18 protein-coding genes and 1 pseudogene are annotated in these 15,388 nt (G+C 33.7%); 4 read left to right on the top strand and 15 right to left on the bottom strand.

Translation table 11 applies throughout. The features are described from left to right. Position 1: 1 nt before the first annotated feature. From EGX95_RS11950 to EGX95_RS11980, 7 genes are all read right to left on the bottom strand, one after another. Positions 2–460 carry an SRPBCC family protein gene (locus tag EGX95_RS11950; protein WP_000006420.1) on the bottom strand — a complete coding sequence of 153 codons (459 nt, stop codon included), beginning with the start codon at positions 458–460 and terminating at the stop codon, positions 2–4. A gap of 115 nt (positions 461–575) precedes the next feature. Next, entirely contained in the window at positions 576–815 is a 240-nt protein-coding gene (locus tag EGX95_RS11955) for a DUF3953 domain-containing protein (RefSeq protein ID WP_001080082.1), read from the bottom strand. 135 nt (positions 816–950) lie between these two features. Continuing rightward, the gene (locus EGX95_RS11960) at positions 951–1,208 is read right to left on the bottom strand and encodes a DUF3977 family protein (RefSeq protein ID WP_000873834.1); all 258 of its coding nucleotides are present in this window, start codon (positions 1,206–1,208) and stop codon (positions 951–953) included. Positions 1,209–1,320: 112 nt separating this feature from the next. Further along, entirely contained in the window at positions 1,321–3,171 is a 1,851-nt protein-coding gene (locus tag EGX95_RS11965) for a sigma-54-dependent Fis family transcriptional regulator (protein WP_000881440.1), read from the bottom strand. A 315-nt stretch (positions 3,172–3,486) separates the two neighbouring features. Then, positions 3,487–3,825 (bottom strand): NIPSNAP family protein, encoded by a 339-nt coding sequence (locus EGX95_RS11970; RefSeq protein WP_000499967.1) that lies wholly within the window; start codon positions 3,823–3,825, stop codon positions 3,487–3,489. A 27-nt stretch (positions 3,826–3,852) separates the two neighbouring features. Beyond that, positions 3,853–4,395, bottom strand: coding sequence for a GNAT family N-acetyltransferase (locus EGX95_RS11975; RefSeq protein ID WP_000584346.1), 543 nt, complete (start codon positions 4,393–4,395; stop codon positions 3,853–3,855). Positions 4,396–4,407: 12 nt separating this feature from the next. Continuing rightward, positions 4,408–5,178, bottom strand: coding sequence for a DeoR/GlpR family DNA-binding transcription regulator (locus EGX95_RS11980; protein ID WP_000493630.1), 771 nt, complete (start codon positions 5,176–5,178; stop codon positions 4,408–4,410). 251 nt (positions 5,179–5,429) lie between these two features. On the opposite strand from EGX95_RS11980, the gene EGX95_RS11985 reads away from it, so the two are divergent. Together EGX95_RS11985 and EGX95_RS11990 are read left to right on the top strand one after the other, a co-directional pair. Next, on the top strand, positions 5,430–5,921 hold the full coding sequence (locus tag EGX95_RS11985; protein ID WP_000838799.1) for a hypothetical protein: 492 nt from the start codon (positions 5,430–5,432) through the stop codon (positions 5,919–5,921). A gap of 320 nt (positions 5,922–6,241) precedes the next feature. Further along, positions 6,242–6,838 (top strand): hypothetical protein, encoded by a 597-nt coding sequence (locus EGX95_RS11990; protein WP_000914457.1) that lies wholly within the window; start codon positions 6,242–6,244, stop codon positions 6,836–6,838. A gap of 82 nt (positions 6,839–6,920) precedes the next feature. Here EGX95_RS11990 and lpdA read toward each other — a convergent pair whose 3' ends face one another. The 5 genes from lpdA to EGX95_RS12015 all read right to left on the bottom strand — a co-directional run bounded on the left by lpdA (position 6,921) and on the right by EGX95_RS12015 (position 12,242). After that, entirely contained in the window at positions 6,921–8,300 is a 1,380-nt protein-coding gene (lpdA, locus tag EGX95_RS11995; protein ID WP_000041189.1) for a dihydrolipoyl dehydrogenase, read from the bottom strand. Between the two features lie 15 nt (positions 8,301–8,315). Further along, positions 8,316–9,515, bottom strand: coding sequence for a dihydrolipoamide acetyltransferase family protein (locus tag EGX95_RS12000; RefSeq protein WP_000257749.1), 1,200 nt, complete (start codon positions 9,513–9,515; stop codon positions 8,316–8,318). 27 nt (positions 9,516–9,542) lie between these two features. Beyond that, positions 9,543–10,577, bottom strand: coding sequence for an acetoin:2,6-dichlorophenolindophenol oxidoreductase subunit beta (gene acoB / locus EGX95_RS12005; protein WP_000198894.1), 1,035 nt, complete (start codon positions 10,575–10,577; stop codon positions 9,543–9,545). A 17-nt stretch (positions 10,578–10,594) separates the two neighbouring features. Next, positions 10,595–11,593: an acetoin:2,6-dichlorophenolindophenol oxidoreductase subunit alpha gene (acoA, locus tag EGX95_RS12010; protein ID WP_000921306.1), complete on the bottom strand. Its 999-nt coding sequence runs from the start codon at positions 11,591–11,593 to the stop codon at positions 10,595–10,597. 169 nt (positions 11,594–11,762) lie between these two features. Then, positions 11,763–12,242, bottom strand: coding sequence for a DinB family protein (locus EGX95_RS12015; RefSeq protein ID WP_000951611.1), 480 nt, complete (start codon positions 12,240–12,242; stop codon positions 11,763–11,765). 185 nt (positions 12,243–12,427) lie between these two features. Between EGX95_RS12015 and EGX95_RS12020 the strand changes: the two genes are divergently transcribed. After that, a complete protein-coding gene (locus EGX95_RS12020; RefSeq protein WP_001041244.1) occupies positions 12,428–13,273 on the top strand; it encodes an oxidoreductase in 846 nt (281 codons plus the stop codon). Between the two features lie 41 nt (positions 13,274–13,314). Further along, entirely contained in the window at positions 13,315–13,824 is a 510-nt protein-coding gene (locus EGX95_RS12025; protein WP_000901193.1) for a GrpB family protein, read from the top strand. 35 nt (positions 13,825–13,859) lie between these two features. On the opposite strand, the gene EGX95_RS12030 is transcribed toward EGX95_RS12025, so the two are convergent. From EGX95_RS12030 to EGX95_RS12040, 3 genes and pseudogenes are all read right to left on the bottom strand, one after another. After that, a complete protein-coding gene (locus tag EGX95_RS12030) occupies positions 13,860–14,456 on the bottom strand; it encodes a uridine kinase family protein (protein WP_000523944.1) in 597 nt (198 codons plus the stop codon). A 33-nt stretch (positions 14,457–14,489) separates the two neighbouring features. Then, positions 14,490–14,869, bottom strand: a pseudogene (locus EGX95_RS12035) (DUF4181 domain-containing protein). 19 nt (positions 14,870–14,888) lie between these two features. Next, positions 14,889–15,329, bottom strand: a complete 441-nt coding sequence (locus EGX95_RS12040) for an NUDIX domain-containing protein (RefSeq protein WP_000795409.1) — start codon at positions 15,327–15,329, stop codon at positions 14,889–14,891. Positions 15,330–15,388: the final 59 nt, after the last annotated feature.

Raw genomic sequence — 15,388 nt, forward strand, 5'->3', positions numbered from 1 at the left:
CTTAATCTTCTTTCTGATAAGCAGCTTCTACACATTCTGCTAGACGTTCCATTTGTTCCATAGTTAAACCTCGTGAAATCCAGCCTGTTAACTTATACATAATTTTATAATAAAAATTACTAGGTTCATATTCTGAAATTAATGTAAGTGCTGTACCCTCCTCATCTTCTTCTAACATATAAGTCATTGCCGAATAACCTTGCTTCATTTCACTGCCAAGTGAAATAATATAGGGTGCATCGTATTCAAGAATTTCTACTTCTGCCTCCAATATTTTCTTACCGACTTTTTGAACAGTAATATATTTATCTCCCACACGTGGATTTTCTTTATCCATATTTGAAGGATAGCGATTTTCTATTATAAACGTATTCCATTCTTTTATTTTTTCATCTTCTATTATGTAGTCACATACAACATCCATTGGTGCTTTTATTACTATTTCAATTGCAAAACTCATTATACTGCCCCTCTCAAATACCCTATCCATTTCTATTTTAACTAAATCATTATGCCATATTTTATATAGTGAAATACAAGTAGAATTTTAATTTTTTATTAATTTAAAAACTTATTCATACAAAATATTTTATTAAAGATACAACAATTAAAAACAAAGCCACAAGTAATAAAGCTATCCCTATACTTCTATTTTCTTTTTCGTTATTTTTTAAATTTTGCACCCCTAAGCTAACTAACATAAAACCTAAAAGCGTTTGTAAAATTAGCATACTCATTTCCGAAGTATTATTCCAACTATAAATGGAATACCCCATTATAATAATTGCAAGTAAAACCGTTACGATCCTATTCATACGAAAATCCCTCCTTTTTAAAAGAAACCGCTAAGTTTCCTTAGCGGTTTTATTAACAATTTATATTTAGTAAAAGTGCTTTTCATGAATTTGATATAAGTGAAAAGAATTTCCTGTCCAATATAACTACGCATGTTAGCCCACTTTTTCTTTATCCAGTCTACTTACAATTCCAACTATAAATTTATATTCAATCCTCCTCTTCTTAACTTTTTTAAACCCTTCTTTCGTATCAAAAATTAAACACGTTTTTCGAAACCACACTCGTACATATAATGACTCAAAATAAATAGGTTTTATAATTCCTCGTTCTTCAAATTCAGTTCCATCTTTATTTTCGGTTTCTGTTCGAACGAACCACTTATTTCCGATGCCAATTTCAATATACTTCACATAAGTCCTCCTTCCGGAAATTAATTTCTAACTATTCTATTATTTCCCCGGTAAGCGCACATTCCGACAGAACATGAGCCCACAAAGAAAAAGTAGATTACAAAAATCTACTTTATAACTTATATTTTTGCATTCGTTTATAAAATGTACTTCGAGGTACATCTAAAAGTTTTGCAGCTAATGAAACATTTCCATTTGTCTTTTCTAACGCTTCAATCATGCTATCACGCTGTATTTTTTCACGGAAATTTAATGTTTTCTCTGTTTTATTTTCTGCTTGCAATTCAAAATGAGGTTGATTTCCCATCATTGTTTGTAATAAAAAAGAGATTTGTTTTTCGCATATTTCTCGTCCTTGCGACAAAATGTATATGCGTTCTAATACATTTAATAATTCTCGAATATTTCCGGGCCATGTATGCTGAGAAAATTGATTACAAATACTTTTTGGAAATACAACATTCCAATTCTTTCGTTTGCAAAAATGTTTTATGAAGTACGGAATATCCTCTTTTCTTTCTATTAACGATGGGACATATAGTGGATAAACATGTAAACGATAATATAAATCTTGACGGAATTTTCCTTCTTCTACTAATCGCAATAAATCTTTATGTGTCGCAGTAATAATACGAATATTTACTGGTATCTCTTTTGAACTGCCAATTGGGTTTACTGTTCGTTCTTGTAAAACACGCAATAATGCGACTTGCATCTCTGGTGGCACTTCACCAATTTCATCTAAAAATATTGTTCCTCCGTCTGCTTGTTCGAATTTCCCTTTATATCCTTGGCGCCGTGCACCTGTAAACGCTCCTTCAGCATAACCGAACAATTCACTTTCCATTAATTCTTTCGGTAATGAACCGCAGTTAACAGCTATAAATGGACCATTTTTTCTTGGACTATTTTCATGAATCGCTCTCGCTACATATTCTTTTCCTACACCTGTTTCACCACAAACATATACACTAGCGTCAGTTGGTGATACAAGCTTAATTTCTTCTAAAGTATGTTGAAATGTACTACTTGTCCCAATTACTCCAGGAAAAGTGATACCATTTATAAATGGGGAAGTTAAAAATAATTTTTCTTGTTTATTTCCCTTTACATAAATACATTTCCCAATCATTCTATTATTACTGTATACTGGAACTTCTAATTTAGTTTTCAATCCATAGTGCATTAAATCTTCAAGTTTCATCCGTGACCAATTACATACTCGTTCCCGAACCCTCTTGCTTGCAGAAACGATAACATCACGATGATTACAAATTACAACTTGTTCATCACTGTCAATTACATCTAAAAAACGATGGATTAAATGCAGTTCATTTTGATGTACTCGAATACTACATTCACGTTCAATCGCATGTGCGATCGAAGTTACCATTCCGAGCATATATGGATGCGAAAATTCAATTGGACAGGAGAAATCTAGAACGCCAATTAATTTCCCATCATCGTTATGAATGGGAGCGGCCGCACAGCTCCAGCTATGAGATGCGACAGAATAATGCTCCGTACCACTTATCATAATAGCCTCTTCAATCTCAAGCGCGGTTCCTATCGCATTTGTACCAACAGCTGCTTCCGTCCATTTCACACCTTCAATGAAATTAATCTGTTTCGCTCGTTGCAACGTTTGTTTATTTCCACTTAACGATAGAACGTAACCGTCTGGATCGATTAATAATGCCATCATTTGCAGTTCATCAATGGTTTTTCTCATATTTTGTATTTGAGGTATTGCTATATCTAGGAAGATTTCACTCTTTTTCTTTTGGTCTTGAAAAATATTAGAAGACAAAATTTTCTGACCTTTATTCATATGAGGATTCACATTTGCTTGTTTACATCGATACCATGACTCTGAAATTCTTTCGTTTATACGGTTCGAATCAAGGACACCTTCATCAACAAACCTTTTCCATGTATGTAAGTAAAACGGTGAAGCTAGCATTGTATCATCTCCCTATTCATTGTTTTGGAGATCTGTAAAAAACATACTTTTATTATAAAACTGAATAAAAGCGTTTTCAACAAAACTAGAAAGACGACACAAATATGTTAATAATTTGAATATCTTAATGCACTTCTTTATTCTTTTTTAGTAGCACTATATTTTGTATAATGGAAGCAAAGAAAATACATAACCAAAACCACTTTTGTGGATTGCCATTTATAAAGAAAACAATCACGGCTATTGCAAATAAAATTGTGGATGCTACACTAAAATATAATTTTGTTTTCATTCCCATTATCCCTCACCTCTCTATCACTTTACAGTACACACTAACTCTTCATTTTTCATCTCTACTATGTACTCCTGTAAAACATATTCTCTTCCGCCATGTTTTTCATACCATTCATGTATTCTTCTAGCATGTTTCTCGTCATTTCTAATCTTTGATTCTATTTCTTTATACTGTTCATAACTATCATATTCCCATATGGCAAACACTTCGGTCGTACCATTCTTATTATCTTTCATCCAGCGTCCTATTAGCCTAGAGCCATGCTTTAACTGATTAGGTAAGTTCGTATGATTGAAATGATCATTAAAAATTTTAATAAATTCATTTTTTACTATATAGTACTTTCTTCTATAAAACATACATTTCCACCTCTTTAATGAACAGACTCAAATACACCTTCCCATTACAACCGTATTATAATACTTCCCATCCGACAGCCTTTTATCATTTTTTAAAATACCTTCTACTTCAAAACCTAATTTTTTATATAGCTGAATGGCTTTTTCATTTGTTTCTAATACTTGTAATGATATCTTTTTAATCTCATTTTCATCAGCCCAATGAATAGATTGTTGCAATAGACTCTTACCCATTCCATATCCCCAAAACTCTTTTAAAATACAAACGCCAAATTCTACTTTATGAGATAACCTCTTCAGATTTGAACCTTCACATCTAGAAAACCCAACGATTCGGTTGTGCACTTCTGCAACTAAAAACAGATTCTTTGTCTCGTCACTATCTGTTTTTATTATTTTTTGAAACCCTATCTTATCTATAAATCCCTCTCCAGCTTCTCTATCCATATTTTCAGTTTCTCCATCGATCTGAACTCTAATTTCCGACAACTGTTCCGCATCTGTTTCAGCTGCAGAACGAATTGTATAAACTAATCCATTTATGTGAAACTCTTGCCCTTTTATAATCATTTCAAACTCCTTTTAAATGCAGTCTATTGGTGCTATTATAATTTTTTTACCTTGTTTCTTAAATTCTTGAATTGTTTCTTTACTAGCCTCCGAATCTGTTATTATAATGTCAATTTCAATCAGTGACTCTCCTTTTATAAAGTAGTCTATTCCAAGTTTATTGTGAGGAGCTAAACAAATATTTCTTCTAGCAATCTTACTTACTGTTTTACTAAAAAAAGCAACTTCAGGCGTTGCAGTACTTATACCATTCAATGAAATGCCACCACCTGTAGAGAAATACAGATCAATAGAGAGTCTACTTATCAATTCTGAGGCAAGTGTATCTGTCATATTTCCTGATGGTTTCACCTTTCCACCAATTAAGTACGTATCAATGTTCTTATATTCCCGTAACGTACTAGCAATTTCTAAAGCATTCGTAACAACTGTAAATGATGTTTCAGGTAAATATTTTAACATGGCATAATGAATAGAAGCTCCACCAATAAAAACGGAATCTCCTTCTTGTATATAAGAAGCTGCGATTTTTGCAATTGCGTCTTCATATACAGAACCATTACTATAACGTTTCAATGGCTTGGTAGCTAAATTCCGTACTCTAGCAAGTTCAATTGCTCCTCCATGTGTTCTTTTTAACAAGCCACCCTTCTCCATAATAGACAAATCTCTTCTTATAGAATCGATAGACATATCGAAACTTTCCGCAAGATCCTTTGCAATTACCCTTCCATTTTTCTTAAGTAATTCCAAAATTTTCTCTCTACGCTCTTCAGTAAACATGTTCTCACCACCATCATTGAATATTCGGAAAATTTATCCATCTTTTAATTATATGCATGTTTTTTCTATTTTACAATATTTTCAATACTTCTTTATTCAGCTCTATACAGGTTTTTTCCCTTTTTCTACCCCATTAAATTAACAAATAAATAAATGTATATTTGCATATTCCACAAACACACTTCCATTTATCTTCCTATTGATGTAAAATTATTCCTATGTTTTACTTTTTAATACAGAAAGGAATTACTATGAAATCTTTAATGAAAGTAACTTGTACAGCATTATTATTTACAGGGATAATGGCAGGATGTAGTGGAAATGCTACACCAAAACAAGAAAAAAGCACTCTAGCAAAAAATGCAATGCACTATGGGGAAATCTTTAAAAACGAATACTATAGAGCAACTGTTGAAAATGCTAAATTTGAAAAAATAGACAAAGAGTGGCGTCTCACAGCTCGCGTTACTATAAATAATGCTCGTGTTGACGGACAAACGATAGATCTTTCAGAAATAAAATATTTCATAAAAGATGAAAAAACGGGTAAAAAATACAAAGGTGAAGTTATACAAAATGAAAATGCTAAAAAGGTTCCATCTGAGTTTTCTTTAACTACCGACATTGTATTTAATATGAAAGATTCTCCAAAAGATTTAAATAATATGTATTTATACATAGATAGCAAAGCTGCGCCATTAACAGATACATATTGGAAACTTGATAATTTAGCAATTAAATAAAAAACAGTCAAATACGACTGTTTTTTTGTTTGTAAAGTAATCAAGTTTACTAGTAATCTATCTCCAGCAATACATCTTTTGCACAAATCGTTACTTCTTCAGCTTCCCTCCTAAAACATTTTAACATCCAACAAAAGTGATATATCTATTTATTATATCATTCTAATAACCATTTTTTCTAAAGAAAAAATGCAAAACTGTAAATATTCCGCCTTTTATTTCTAAAACTTCAGAATATTTACAATAGTTTATAATTAGAATACATTTTACTAGTACAAATATTCACCTGTACAAAAATCTAAACAAAAAGGGATGGTTATATGTTGAAAAAATTAGTAGCAGGTACATTAGTAGCGGGATTTGCATTAACTGGAGGACTAGGAGTAGCAAGTGCTGAAGAAAAAAGTAACACAATTAAGTCTTTTGATTATTTAAAAGTGGATGAACAGAATGTTAATTCACTTACAAAATTAAGTGATCAAGATAAGAAAGACATCCAAATTACTATGGTATTACCAGAGCAAAATGAAAATGGAGATTGGTTAGCTTACGGTTTTACTAGTAGAGAAACATTAGATGCTTATATTGAAAAGGATAAAAAAGTACTTAAAAATAAAATTAATCCTTTAGGTAGCGGTGCTGGTAGTACTGATTTTTATGAACATAAAGATAAAGGTGGTCAATATATTTACTGGAGCAGCAGCTTTAAAAACTTACCATCTAGCTGGAACGACAGAATTTCCTCTGTAAGTACAGCATCACCTTCAGCAAGTTATTCAACGACACTTTGGGAGCATACTTCAACACAAGGCTATGGAAAAGGTGTTGTATTCAAACATGCGGATTGGTACGGTAAAACTGCTAATTTAGCTGCTGATTGGAACGATATTACTTCAGCGATTGACGTAAAAAAATAATAGGATATTCAATTTCTCCCGTAAAAATTCAAACCACTATTCTCTTATTCATTTAGAGAATAGTGGTTTATTATAATTCCATTTAAGCGTGTACAGCATGTCCTACCGCTTGCAATAAAGCTTCATGAATCGCTTCAGATAAAGTTGGATGCGCTGCAATATAATCTCTCATAATATCGGCAGTAACTTCCGTATGAATCATTACAGTTCCTTGACCAATTAGTTCTGTTGCATGTGGACCAATAATAGAAATTCCAACAATTTCTTGATATTTTGGTTCCACAATAACTTTTACTTTACCTGTTTGTTCGCCAATAATAAGCGCTTTTCCGTTTGCTGTAAAAGGAAATTCTCCAATTTGTATGTCACCATACTTCTCTCTTGCATCTTTTTCTGTTAAACCGACACTAGCAATTTCTGGAGCGGTATAAATACAGCGAGGTACAGCATGGTAGTTTACTTTTACATCTTCTCCACTCGCGTGTAATGCTGCCGTCGTTCCTTCATGGAATGCAACGTGAGCAAGCTGGATTCCACCAATCACATCTCCTGCTGCATAAATATGTGATACATTGGTTTGCATATGTTCATTCACAGAAATTCCTTTATTTGAATATTGAATGCCTGCTTTTTCTAAATCTAATTGTTGTACACGTGGTTTTCGGCCGACAGAAACGAGAACAAATTCTGGATTAACTTCTTCGATACTTCCTTCATATTCAAATGAAGCCTGCTTCTTATAATTATTTAATCCTTTTAAAGCTGCTCCTGTAAATATTTCTACACCATCATTTTCTAGTTTCCCTCTTAAAATGTGTGCGATATCTTCATCTTCACCTGGTAATAATTGCGGTGCCATTTCAACAATCGTAACTTTTGTTCCAAGACGACTATAAATACTTGCAAACTCGCATCCTATTACACCACCGCCAACGATTAATAATGATTTTGGTATATAATCTATGGACATTGCATGGCTACTATTTAAAATCCACTTTCCGTCAAATGGAGCAAAGGGTAATGCAGTCGGTTCTGAACCTGCCGCTATAATGAACTGTTCTCCATCTACTACATCTTCTTTATCACCGTATATAACTCGCACACGATGATCCGTTTCAAAGTTCGCTTTACCTTGTATAACTTTTATTTTATTTTTCTTCATTAAATATTGAATTCCTTGAACGAGCTGCGTTACAATTTGTGATTTCCTCGCCTGCATTTGCTTCCAATCAATTGATATACTTCCATTATTGAGTATAACTCCATAATGATTCGCTTTTCTCACAATGTCATGCACTTCTGCACTTTCTAACAATGATTTTGTAGGCATGCACCCAACATTTAAACAAGTCCCGCCAAGATCAGCTTCATCAATAAGAGTGACATCTTTTCCATTTTGAGCTGCGGTAATTGCCGCTACATAGCCAGCAGGTCCGCCACCAATAACGACTAGTTTACTCATTCTCTCACCTTCTCTTTATAAAAGAATTGTTACAGGTTCTTCTAAATAACGTTTAATTGTGCGTAAAAATGCAGCTGCTGGTGCACCATCTAATACACGATGATCGAATGTTAAACTTAAAGGTAACATACTGCCTTTTTTTATTTTCTTCCCTTTATATACTGGAACATGTTCAATTGCACCTACACCTAAAATACCAGTTTCAGGTGTATTTAATACTGGCGTAAAATATTCAATACCGAAGCTACCTAAATTACTAATTGTAAAGGTTGTCCCTTGCATATCATCACTACTTAAACTACCTTCTCTTGCTTTTTGTGCAACGTTTTTAATTTGTTTAGATAACTCTACTAAAGATAGATTATTAGCAAAGCGAATAGCTGGAACGACTAATCCTTTTTCTAATGCGACTGCCATGCCTAAATGAACATGTTCAAATTGATGAATTGTATCATCCATATAAGCGCTGTTCATTTCTTTATGCTCTCCAAGTGCTAATACAACAGCACGAGAAACGAAATCCGTAATAGTTAGTTTGTTATCGTATCGTTTTTGTACAACTGCCGCTATTTCTTTATGTAAAGCAACTAAATCTGTCACATCTACTTTCATCGTTAATGTTAATTGCGCACTATTTTGTAAACTTGCATGCATACGGTTTGCGATTGCTTTCCGCATACCAGTAACAGGAATTACTTTACTTTCTTCTTGTTCAAGTACTTCTGGAATTGTTACTCTTTCTTCAATCGCTTTTAATACGTCTACTTTTATAATCCTTCCGCCAGGGCCTGTACCAACTAATGCTTTGATATCTAGATTTTCAGACTTTGCAATTTTCTTCGCTACAGGTGAAATTTTGATTCTTTTCTTCGCCACTTCTTTCGCATATGGTTCTGGATGTTGGACCTTTTTAGGCTCTAGATTAGGTGCTTTTTCTTCTACAACATTTATACTTTCATTGATTTCTACTTTTTCGTTCAGCTTACCGATATAGCAAATGACAGTGCCAGGTGGAACTCCCTCATCTTCACTAACAGCTATATCAAGAACAGTTCCATCAGCTGGTGCTTCTATTTCCGTTTCGATTTTTTCCGAATTAATACTAGCAATTAGTTCACCTTTTGAGACATGATCGCCTGCTTTAATATTCCAGCTCGTAATAATACCTTCTTTCATCGCCATACCTAACTTCGGCATTACAACTTCTACAGCCATGCTTCTCTCTCCCTTCTCATCGTTTTATTACACATGTAATAAAGTTTGGTCTCCGATCATTTCTGATACAGTTTCAATTACTTTTTCCGGCGTTGGTAAATATAACTTTTCAAGTGGTGGCGAGAACGGAACTGGTGTATGTGGTGCTGTAATTCGTTTAATAGGTGCATCTAACAAATCAAATCCTTTATCCGCTACAATTGCCGCAATATCTGTTGCGATACTACATCTTGGGTTTGCTTCATCAATAACAATAAGGCGATTTGTTTTTTCAACTGATGCTAAAATCGTATCTTCATCCAGTGGTGATAAAGAACGTGGATCAATTACTTCTACTTCAAGTCCTTTTTTCGATAATTGCTCAGCAGCCGCAAGTGCTGTATGAACTTGTTTTCCAATTGCGACGATTGTTACGTCAGAACCTTCCCGTTTAATATCCGCTTTTCCTAATGGAATTGTGTAATAACCTTCTGGCACTTCACCCTTCATATTGTAGAGTGTTTTATCTTCAAAGAAGATTACCGGATCATCATCTTCAATTGCCGCTAATAGTAAGCCTTTTGCGTCATATGGAGTAGAAGGAACGACAACTTTTATACCTGGAATGCTCGTAAATAACGCATACAAACTTTGTGAATGTTGTGCAGCTGCGCTAAAACCTGCACCATGCATTGTACGTACTGTAACTGGCACTTTCGCTTTACCACCGAACATATAGCGGAACTTTGCACCTTGGTTTAATACTTGATCAAGACAACTACCGATAAAATCATTAAACATTAATTCAGCAATCGGACGTAGTCCTGTTGCCGCAGCTGCCATTGCTGCTCCCATGTAACCCGCTTCTGAAATTGGTGTATCTAAAATACGATTTCGGCCAAATTCTTGTACCAGGCCTTTCGTAACACCAAGAACACCGCCCCATGCTTCATCATCTTGCAAGTGATCAACTTGTGCACCACCTGCAACGTCTTCTCCTATTAAAATTACATTTTCATCACGGCGCATCGATATTTTCATCGCTTCATTAATTGCAGTTGACATACTTACTGTTCTAGTCATTATTTTTCACCCTCCTCTTATTTGTAAGAAACGTATACATCTTTTAATAACTCTTCATCCTCTGGATATGGACTATTTTCACTAAATTCAATTGATTTTTGAACCGCTTCATCTACTGCCTTTTCCATATCTACAAGCTCAGATTCAGTTAATAAAGCTTCATGAATTAAATGCTTACGGAAATTCACAATCGCATCTTTTTCATTTAAATGTTCTTCTTTTTCTTCTGAAGTTTTATACGTTTGTGCTTCACCTTCGAAATGACCGTAATTACGATATGTCATACATTCAATTATTGTTGGACCACCGCCATTACGCGCACGTTCTACTGCTTCTTCAGCAGCTTTATATACAGCTAGCAGATCTTTTCCATCCACTTGAACACCTGGAATGTTATAAGCTTTCGCACGATCCGCAATAGAATCACAACTTGAAGCATATTCAAATGTCGTTGCTTCACCGTAACCGTTATTTTCAGCGATAAAAATAACTGGTAACTTCCAAATCGCCGCTAAGTTAACCCCTTCATGGAATGTTCCTTCATTATTTGCTCCATCACCGAAGAAACAAACACTTACATCTTTCGTTCCTTTATATTTAGCTGTTAATGCTGAACCGCAAGCAAGCGGGAAACCACCACCTACAATGCCATTTGCACCAAGCATTCCTTTATCTAAATCAGCAATATGCATGGATCCGCCTTTACCTTTACATAATCCTGTCGCTTTCCCGAAAAGTTCAGCCATCATACCGTTTAAATCACAACCTTTTGCGATACAGTGTCCATGTCCTCTATGCGTACTTGTAATACTGTCACTATCCGTTAAGTGGGCACATACACCAACTGCTACCGCTTCTTCCCCAGCGTATAAATGGACGAAACCTGGCAGAACGCCTTGCGCGAATAATTCATGCACCTTATCTTCAAACTTACGAATCTCTAACATTTTTTCGTACATCCAGCGAGCTTGTTCTTTCGTAATTCCATTCCCTTTACTTTCAGTTGTTTTTAACATGTTCAGCCCTCCTATTTTCTTGTTCATCTTTTATATTGCAAGTACCGTGCCAATTTCCAATCCTTGATTTAATAGGTTTTCTCTCTATGTTGAAAATAAAAAAGTGGACAAAATGAGACATTAGTCTCGTTTTGTCCACTTTTGTTCACCTAATTTGAAAATTATTATCTTATTCACCATCAAAACTCTTCTGTAATTTTCGGATGTAAATAATTTGACCGATATGATATGCATTATGAGTAGTTACATTGGCTAGCACTTCCCACCACTTTGCAGAAACAGGAAATCCCACTACATCACTTTCAACCTTTTCTTCATTTATGAGATTTTGCCATAGTAACAGTTTCTCTAGTAGTTTTTCTCGTAATTCATCGAAAGTTTGATTATTTGAAAGCATAAAACTTTTGTTATTATCTCCAATAGAGGGCACAGCATTCACATTCGATTCTTTATATCTAGTTTGCCACGTAGAATTCCAATACAATAAATGTTGTACAATTTCAGCTATACTGTTACTCTCTTCATTCGGTTTCCAGAAAGCTTCCCTCTCAGATAAACCCTTAACTGCATCTGAAAACGGAATATACCAACTAGGATCGTTCGCATTCGCTAATAACTGATCTGCTAATACATCTTTCACATGGGCCATCTCTCTTCCCTCATTTCATAAACGTATTCATACTCACTTCTCTATATATGATAAGTCCGTATAATTCCCTCTTTAAAAACCATAGAATATAGAATTAACATGAATAGCTTTCAAAGAAAGTGTAAGAATAATAGATTTTCTTATCATAACTCGTTATGATAAAAGAAAAAGAAAGCTGGCAGAAAATGAATAAACAAATCGCGGTTATTACAGGAGCTTCAAGTGGATTTGGACTATTAACTACACTCGAACTCGCAAAAAAAGATTATTTAGTTATCGCAACAATGAGAAACCTTGAAAAACAAGGAAACTTATTATCTCAAGTTACTCAACTCAACTTACAGCAAAACATAAAAATTCAACAATTAGATGTAACCGATCAAAACTCTTTACATAACTTTCAATTAGTTTTAAAAGAAATAAACAAAGTGGACCTCCTCATTAATAATGCAGGATATGCCAATGGTGGATTTGTAGAAGAAATTCCAGTAGAGGAATACCGTAAACAATTTGAAACGAACTTTTTTGGAGCTATATCGATTACTCAGCTTGTTTTACCATATATGAGAGAACAAAAAAGCGGAAAAATTATTAATATAAGCAGCATTAGTGGTCAAGTTGGATTTCCTGGTCTATCTCCTTACGTTTCTTCCAAATATGCATTAGAAGGATGGAGTGAATCCCTTCGTTTAGAAGTAAAACCGTTCGGAATAAATGTTGCTTTAGTGGAACCTGGTTCTTATAACACGAATATATGGGAAGTTGGTAAACAATTAGCAGAAAATCACTCTGAAACTACCTCTCCATACAAAGAATATATGGATAAAATACAAAAACATATTAATAGCGGCAGTGATACATTTGGTAATCCGATAGATGTTGCTAATAAAATTGTAGAAATTGCTGAGTCTAAGCGTACGAATTTACGTTATCCAATCGGTAAAGGTGTAAAATTTATGATCTTTGCAAAGAAAATTCTTCCTTGGAGATTGTGGGAATATCTTGTTTTGAGAAGCTTTAAGAAAATGTAATTACCTTTATTGAAAAACATTTTGAAAGAGGCGCTAATTAAATGTTAGGTTTACCATATGGTAAAGTGTTTTTAGTTCCGTGGACTGAAGAGTGGGCAATTGAATTTGTAAAGGAGAAACAATTCATTGAGGAACAAATTGGCGAACATATTTTAGCGATACACCATATTGGTAGTACTTCTATTCCACATTTAAGTGCAAAGCCCATTATTGATATAGCAATTGAATTAGAAAATTATAGGGAAGGTATACATTGTATTAAAAAATTAGAACTACTAAACTATAAATATAGAAAAGATGTATTGCCTGAACGATATTACTTTAATAAAGGTGAGCCAAGAACTCATCAAATTCATATGTATGAAAAAGGGAATACACATTTAATAGAACAATTGCAATTCAGAGATTACTTAATAGTCAATAAAACTGCTCGTATACAGTATGAACAGTTGAAGATTCAACTTTCACAAGCTAATCCTAATGATAAACATCAATATGCAGAGGATAAAACAAATTTTATTACATCGATATTAGCTAAAATACATGCTTAAATTACATAAGAAACCATTTAGTAGTAAATGGTTTCTTATTTATTAGTTACCTCATTATTTGTACCATCAATAATAAAATCTGCAAATTCATGTGGCTTATGACTTTCTACATACATATCTTCAGCAATCATCCAATTGTTTTCCCACATATCACGCGCAGCTTCTCCATCTCTAGCAATTCCTCTTTTTATACGTGTTTCACGAGGACAATTCACCCATATTTTTAAATCATACATTCCCGCTAGCTCCTGACGTGTTGCATATACACCTTCAATAATTACAATACCACTGGCAGAAACAATATGGGATCCAACTAAAGAATCCTTTTCCCAATCATAACGCTTATAACGCCCTTCTAGTCCATTACTAATAGGATTTAAAACTTCTTCTAAAAGGCGTTTCCAGTCAAAATCTGCACCAATTGATTTATTCGTAGGATTTTCATTTTCAATCTTTGCAGATGGTAAATAAAAATCATCCATATGAACAATCGTTACAGTTGAAAAATTACTTTTTATTTTATTTGCTAACGTACTTTTACCTGCACCGCCACAGCCATCAATACCTATTATTATAACTGATTGTTCCGTACATTTTTCTTGAATTCTTTCAATTATCTTATTTAGCCCCAAATTATTCCATCCCCTTTTTTTATTCTTTTCGTTTTAAATTGAAAACGGATCAAAGTAAATGAGCAATGAAATCATAACTATAAATGCCAATAAAACGATTATCGAAAGAATATATTCCTTCGATTCCCTATCATATTTCCACTCCATCCATGCCCTTAACGTCCATAATGTTCCAAAAAAATGAAAAGGGCATATCCTACATTTGCATTTTCATTACTATTAACATAAATGATACTACTTACGAAATAAATAAAGAACAATCCTATTTCCAATTTCACATGCAAGCTATTCACATGCTTATATCCAAAAAAGCCTCTTTTCTCCATATTTAATTTTCTTCTTAAAAACTGTTCTAAAAAGTAACCACCTATACCCAGTCCAATAATAATAATTAAAATTGTAGAGGTATCCATTGTTATCCCTCCAATTACTTTATATATTTTTAGAAACAAAGTGGACTATATTATGGTTATTCTCTTCTAAATAACTTACAATTCCTTCAGGATATGTTGGCTTCTCCTTTAATTCCTCCATGCTCTTCCATATTAATATAATATTCTCATGTTCTTTATGCCTTATTTCATTTGTAACCATCTCTTGAACAGTTCCCCAATATATCAATGTACAATGATGTCCTTTTTCGTTGTTCCACTCGAAAATATGCTCATTTACAACAGCTAGCTCTTGGACATCAATTTTCAAATCGTATTCTTCCATTAATTCTCGTATTATCGCTTCTTTTGCTGGTTCACCAAATTCAATAGAGCCTCCTGGAAAACGATAAAATGATTCATTTAAATCACATTGTACTAGTACTTTAGAATGATCTTTATTTACAATCATTGCTTCAGCACGTAATCGAGGATTTTTCATTTCTTCTCTCCTTATAATTGCTCATTATATGATTTTACGATAGTGTTGTAATCAATATG

Source organism: Bacillus sp. FDAARGOS_527, assembly GCF_003812125.1.
GTDB lineage: Bacteria > Bacillota > Bacilli > Bacillales > Bacillaceae_G > Bacillus_A > Bacillus_A paranthracis.

What these genes read in the sequence shown, in the direction of transcription:
- EGX95_RS12015 (WP_000951611.1), bottom strand. Translation starts at nt 12,242, where the DNA reads ATGGCCCATGTGAAAGATGTATTAGCAGATCAGTTATTAGCGAATGCG.
- EGX95_RS11985 (WP_000838799.1), top strand. Translation starts at nt 5,430, where the DNA reads ATGAAATCTTTAATGAAAGTAACTTGTACAGCATTATTATTTACAGGG.
- lpdA (WP_000041189.1), bottom strand. Translation starts at nt 8,300, where the DNA reads ATGAGTAAACTAGTCGTTATTGGTGGCGGACCTGCTGGCTATGTAGCG.
- acoB (WP_000198894.1), bottom strand. Translation starts at nt 10,577, where the DNA reads ATGACTAGAACAGTAAGTATGTCAACTGCAATTAATGAAGCGATGAAA.
- EGX95_RS11950 (WP_000006420.1), bottom strand. Translation starts at nt 460, where the DNA reads ATGAGTTTTGCAATTGAAATAGTAATAAAAGCACCAATGGATGTTGTA.
- EGX95_RS11965 (WP_000881440.1), bottom strand. Translation starts at nt 3,171, where the DNA reads ATGCTAGCTTCACCGTTTTACTTACATACATGGAAAAGGTTTGTTGAT.
- EGX95_RS12000 (WP_000257749.1), bottom strand. Translation starts at nt 9,515, where the DNA reads ATGGCTGTAGAAGTTGTAATGCCGAAGTTAGGTATGGCGATGAAAGAA.
- EGX95_RS11990 (WP_000914457.1), top strand. Translation starts at nt 6,242, where the DNA reads ATGTTGAAAAAATTAGTAGCAGGTACATTAGTAGCGGGATTTGCATTA.
- EGX95_RS12025 (WP_000901193.1), top strand. Translation starts at nt 13,315, where the DNA reads ATGTTAGGTTTACCATATGGTAAAGTGTTTTTAGTTCCGTGGACTGAA.
- EGX95_RS11980 (WP_000493630.1), bottom strand. Translation starts at nt 5,178, where the DNA reads ATGTTTACTGAAGAGCGTAGAGAGAAAATTTTGGAATTACTTAAGAAA.
- EGX95_RS11970 (WP_000499967.1), bottom strand. Translation starts at nt 3,825, where the DNA reads ATGTTTTATAGAAGAAAGTACTATATAGTAAAAAATGAATTTATTAAA.
- EGX95_RS12040 (WP_000795409.1), bottom strand. Translation starts at nt 15,329, where the DNA reads ATGAAAAATCCTCGATTACGTGCTGAAGCAATGATTGTAAATAAAGAT.
- EGX95_RS11955 (WP_001080082.1), bottom strand. Translation starts at nt 815, where the DNA reads ATGAATAGGATCGTAACGGTTTTACTTGCAATTATTATAATGGGGTAT.
- acoA (WP_000921306.1), bottom strand. Translation starts at nt 11,593, where the DNA reads ATGTTAAAAACAACTGAAAGTAAAGGGAATGGAATTACGAAAGAACAA.
- EGX95_RS11975 (WP_000584346.1), bottom strand. Translation starts at nt 4,395, where the DNA reads ATGATTATAAAAGGGCAAGAGTTTCACATAAATGGATTAGTTTATACA.
- EGX95_RS12020 (WP_001041244.1), top strand. Translation starts at nt 12,428, where the DNA reads ATGAATAAACAAATCGCGGTTATTACAGGAGCTTCAAGTGGATTTGGA.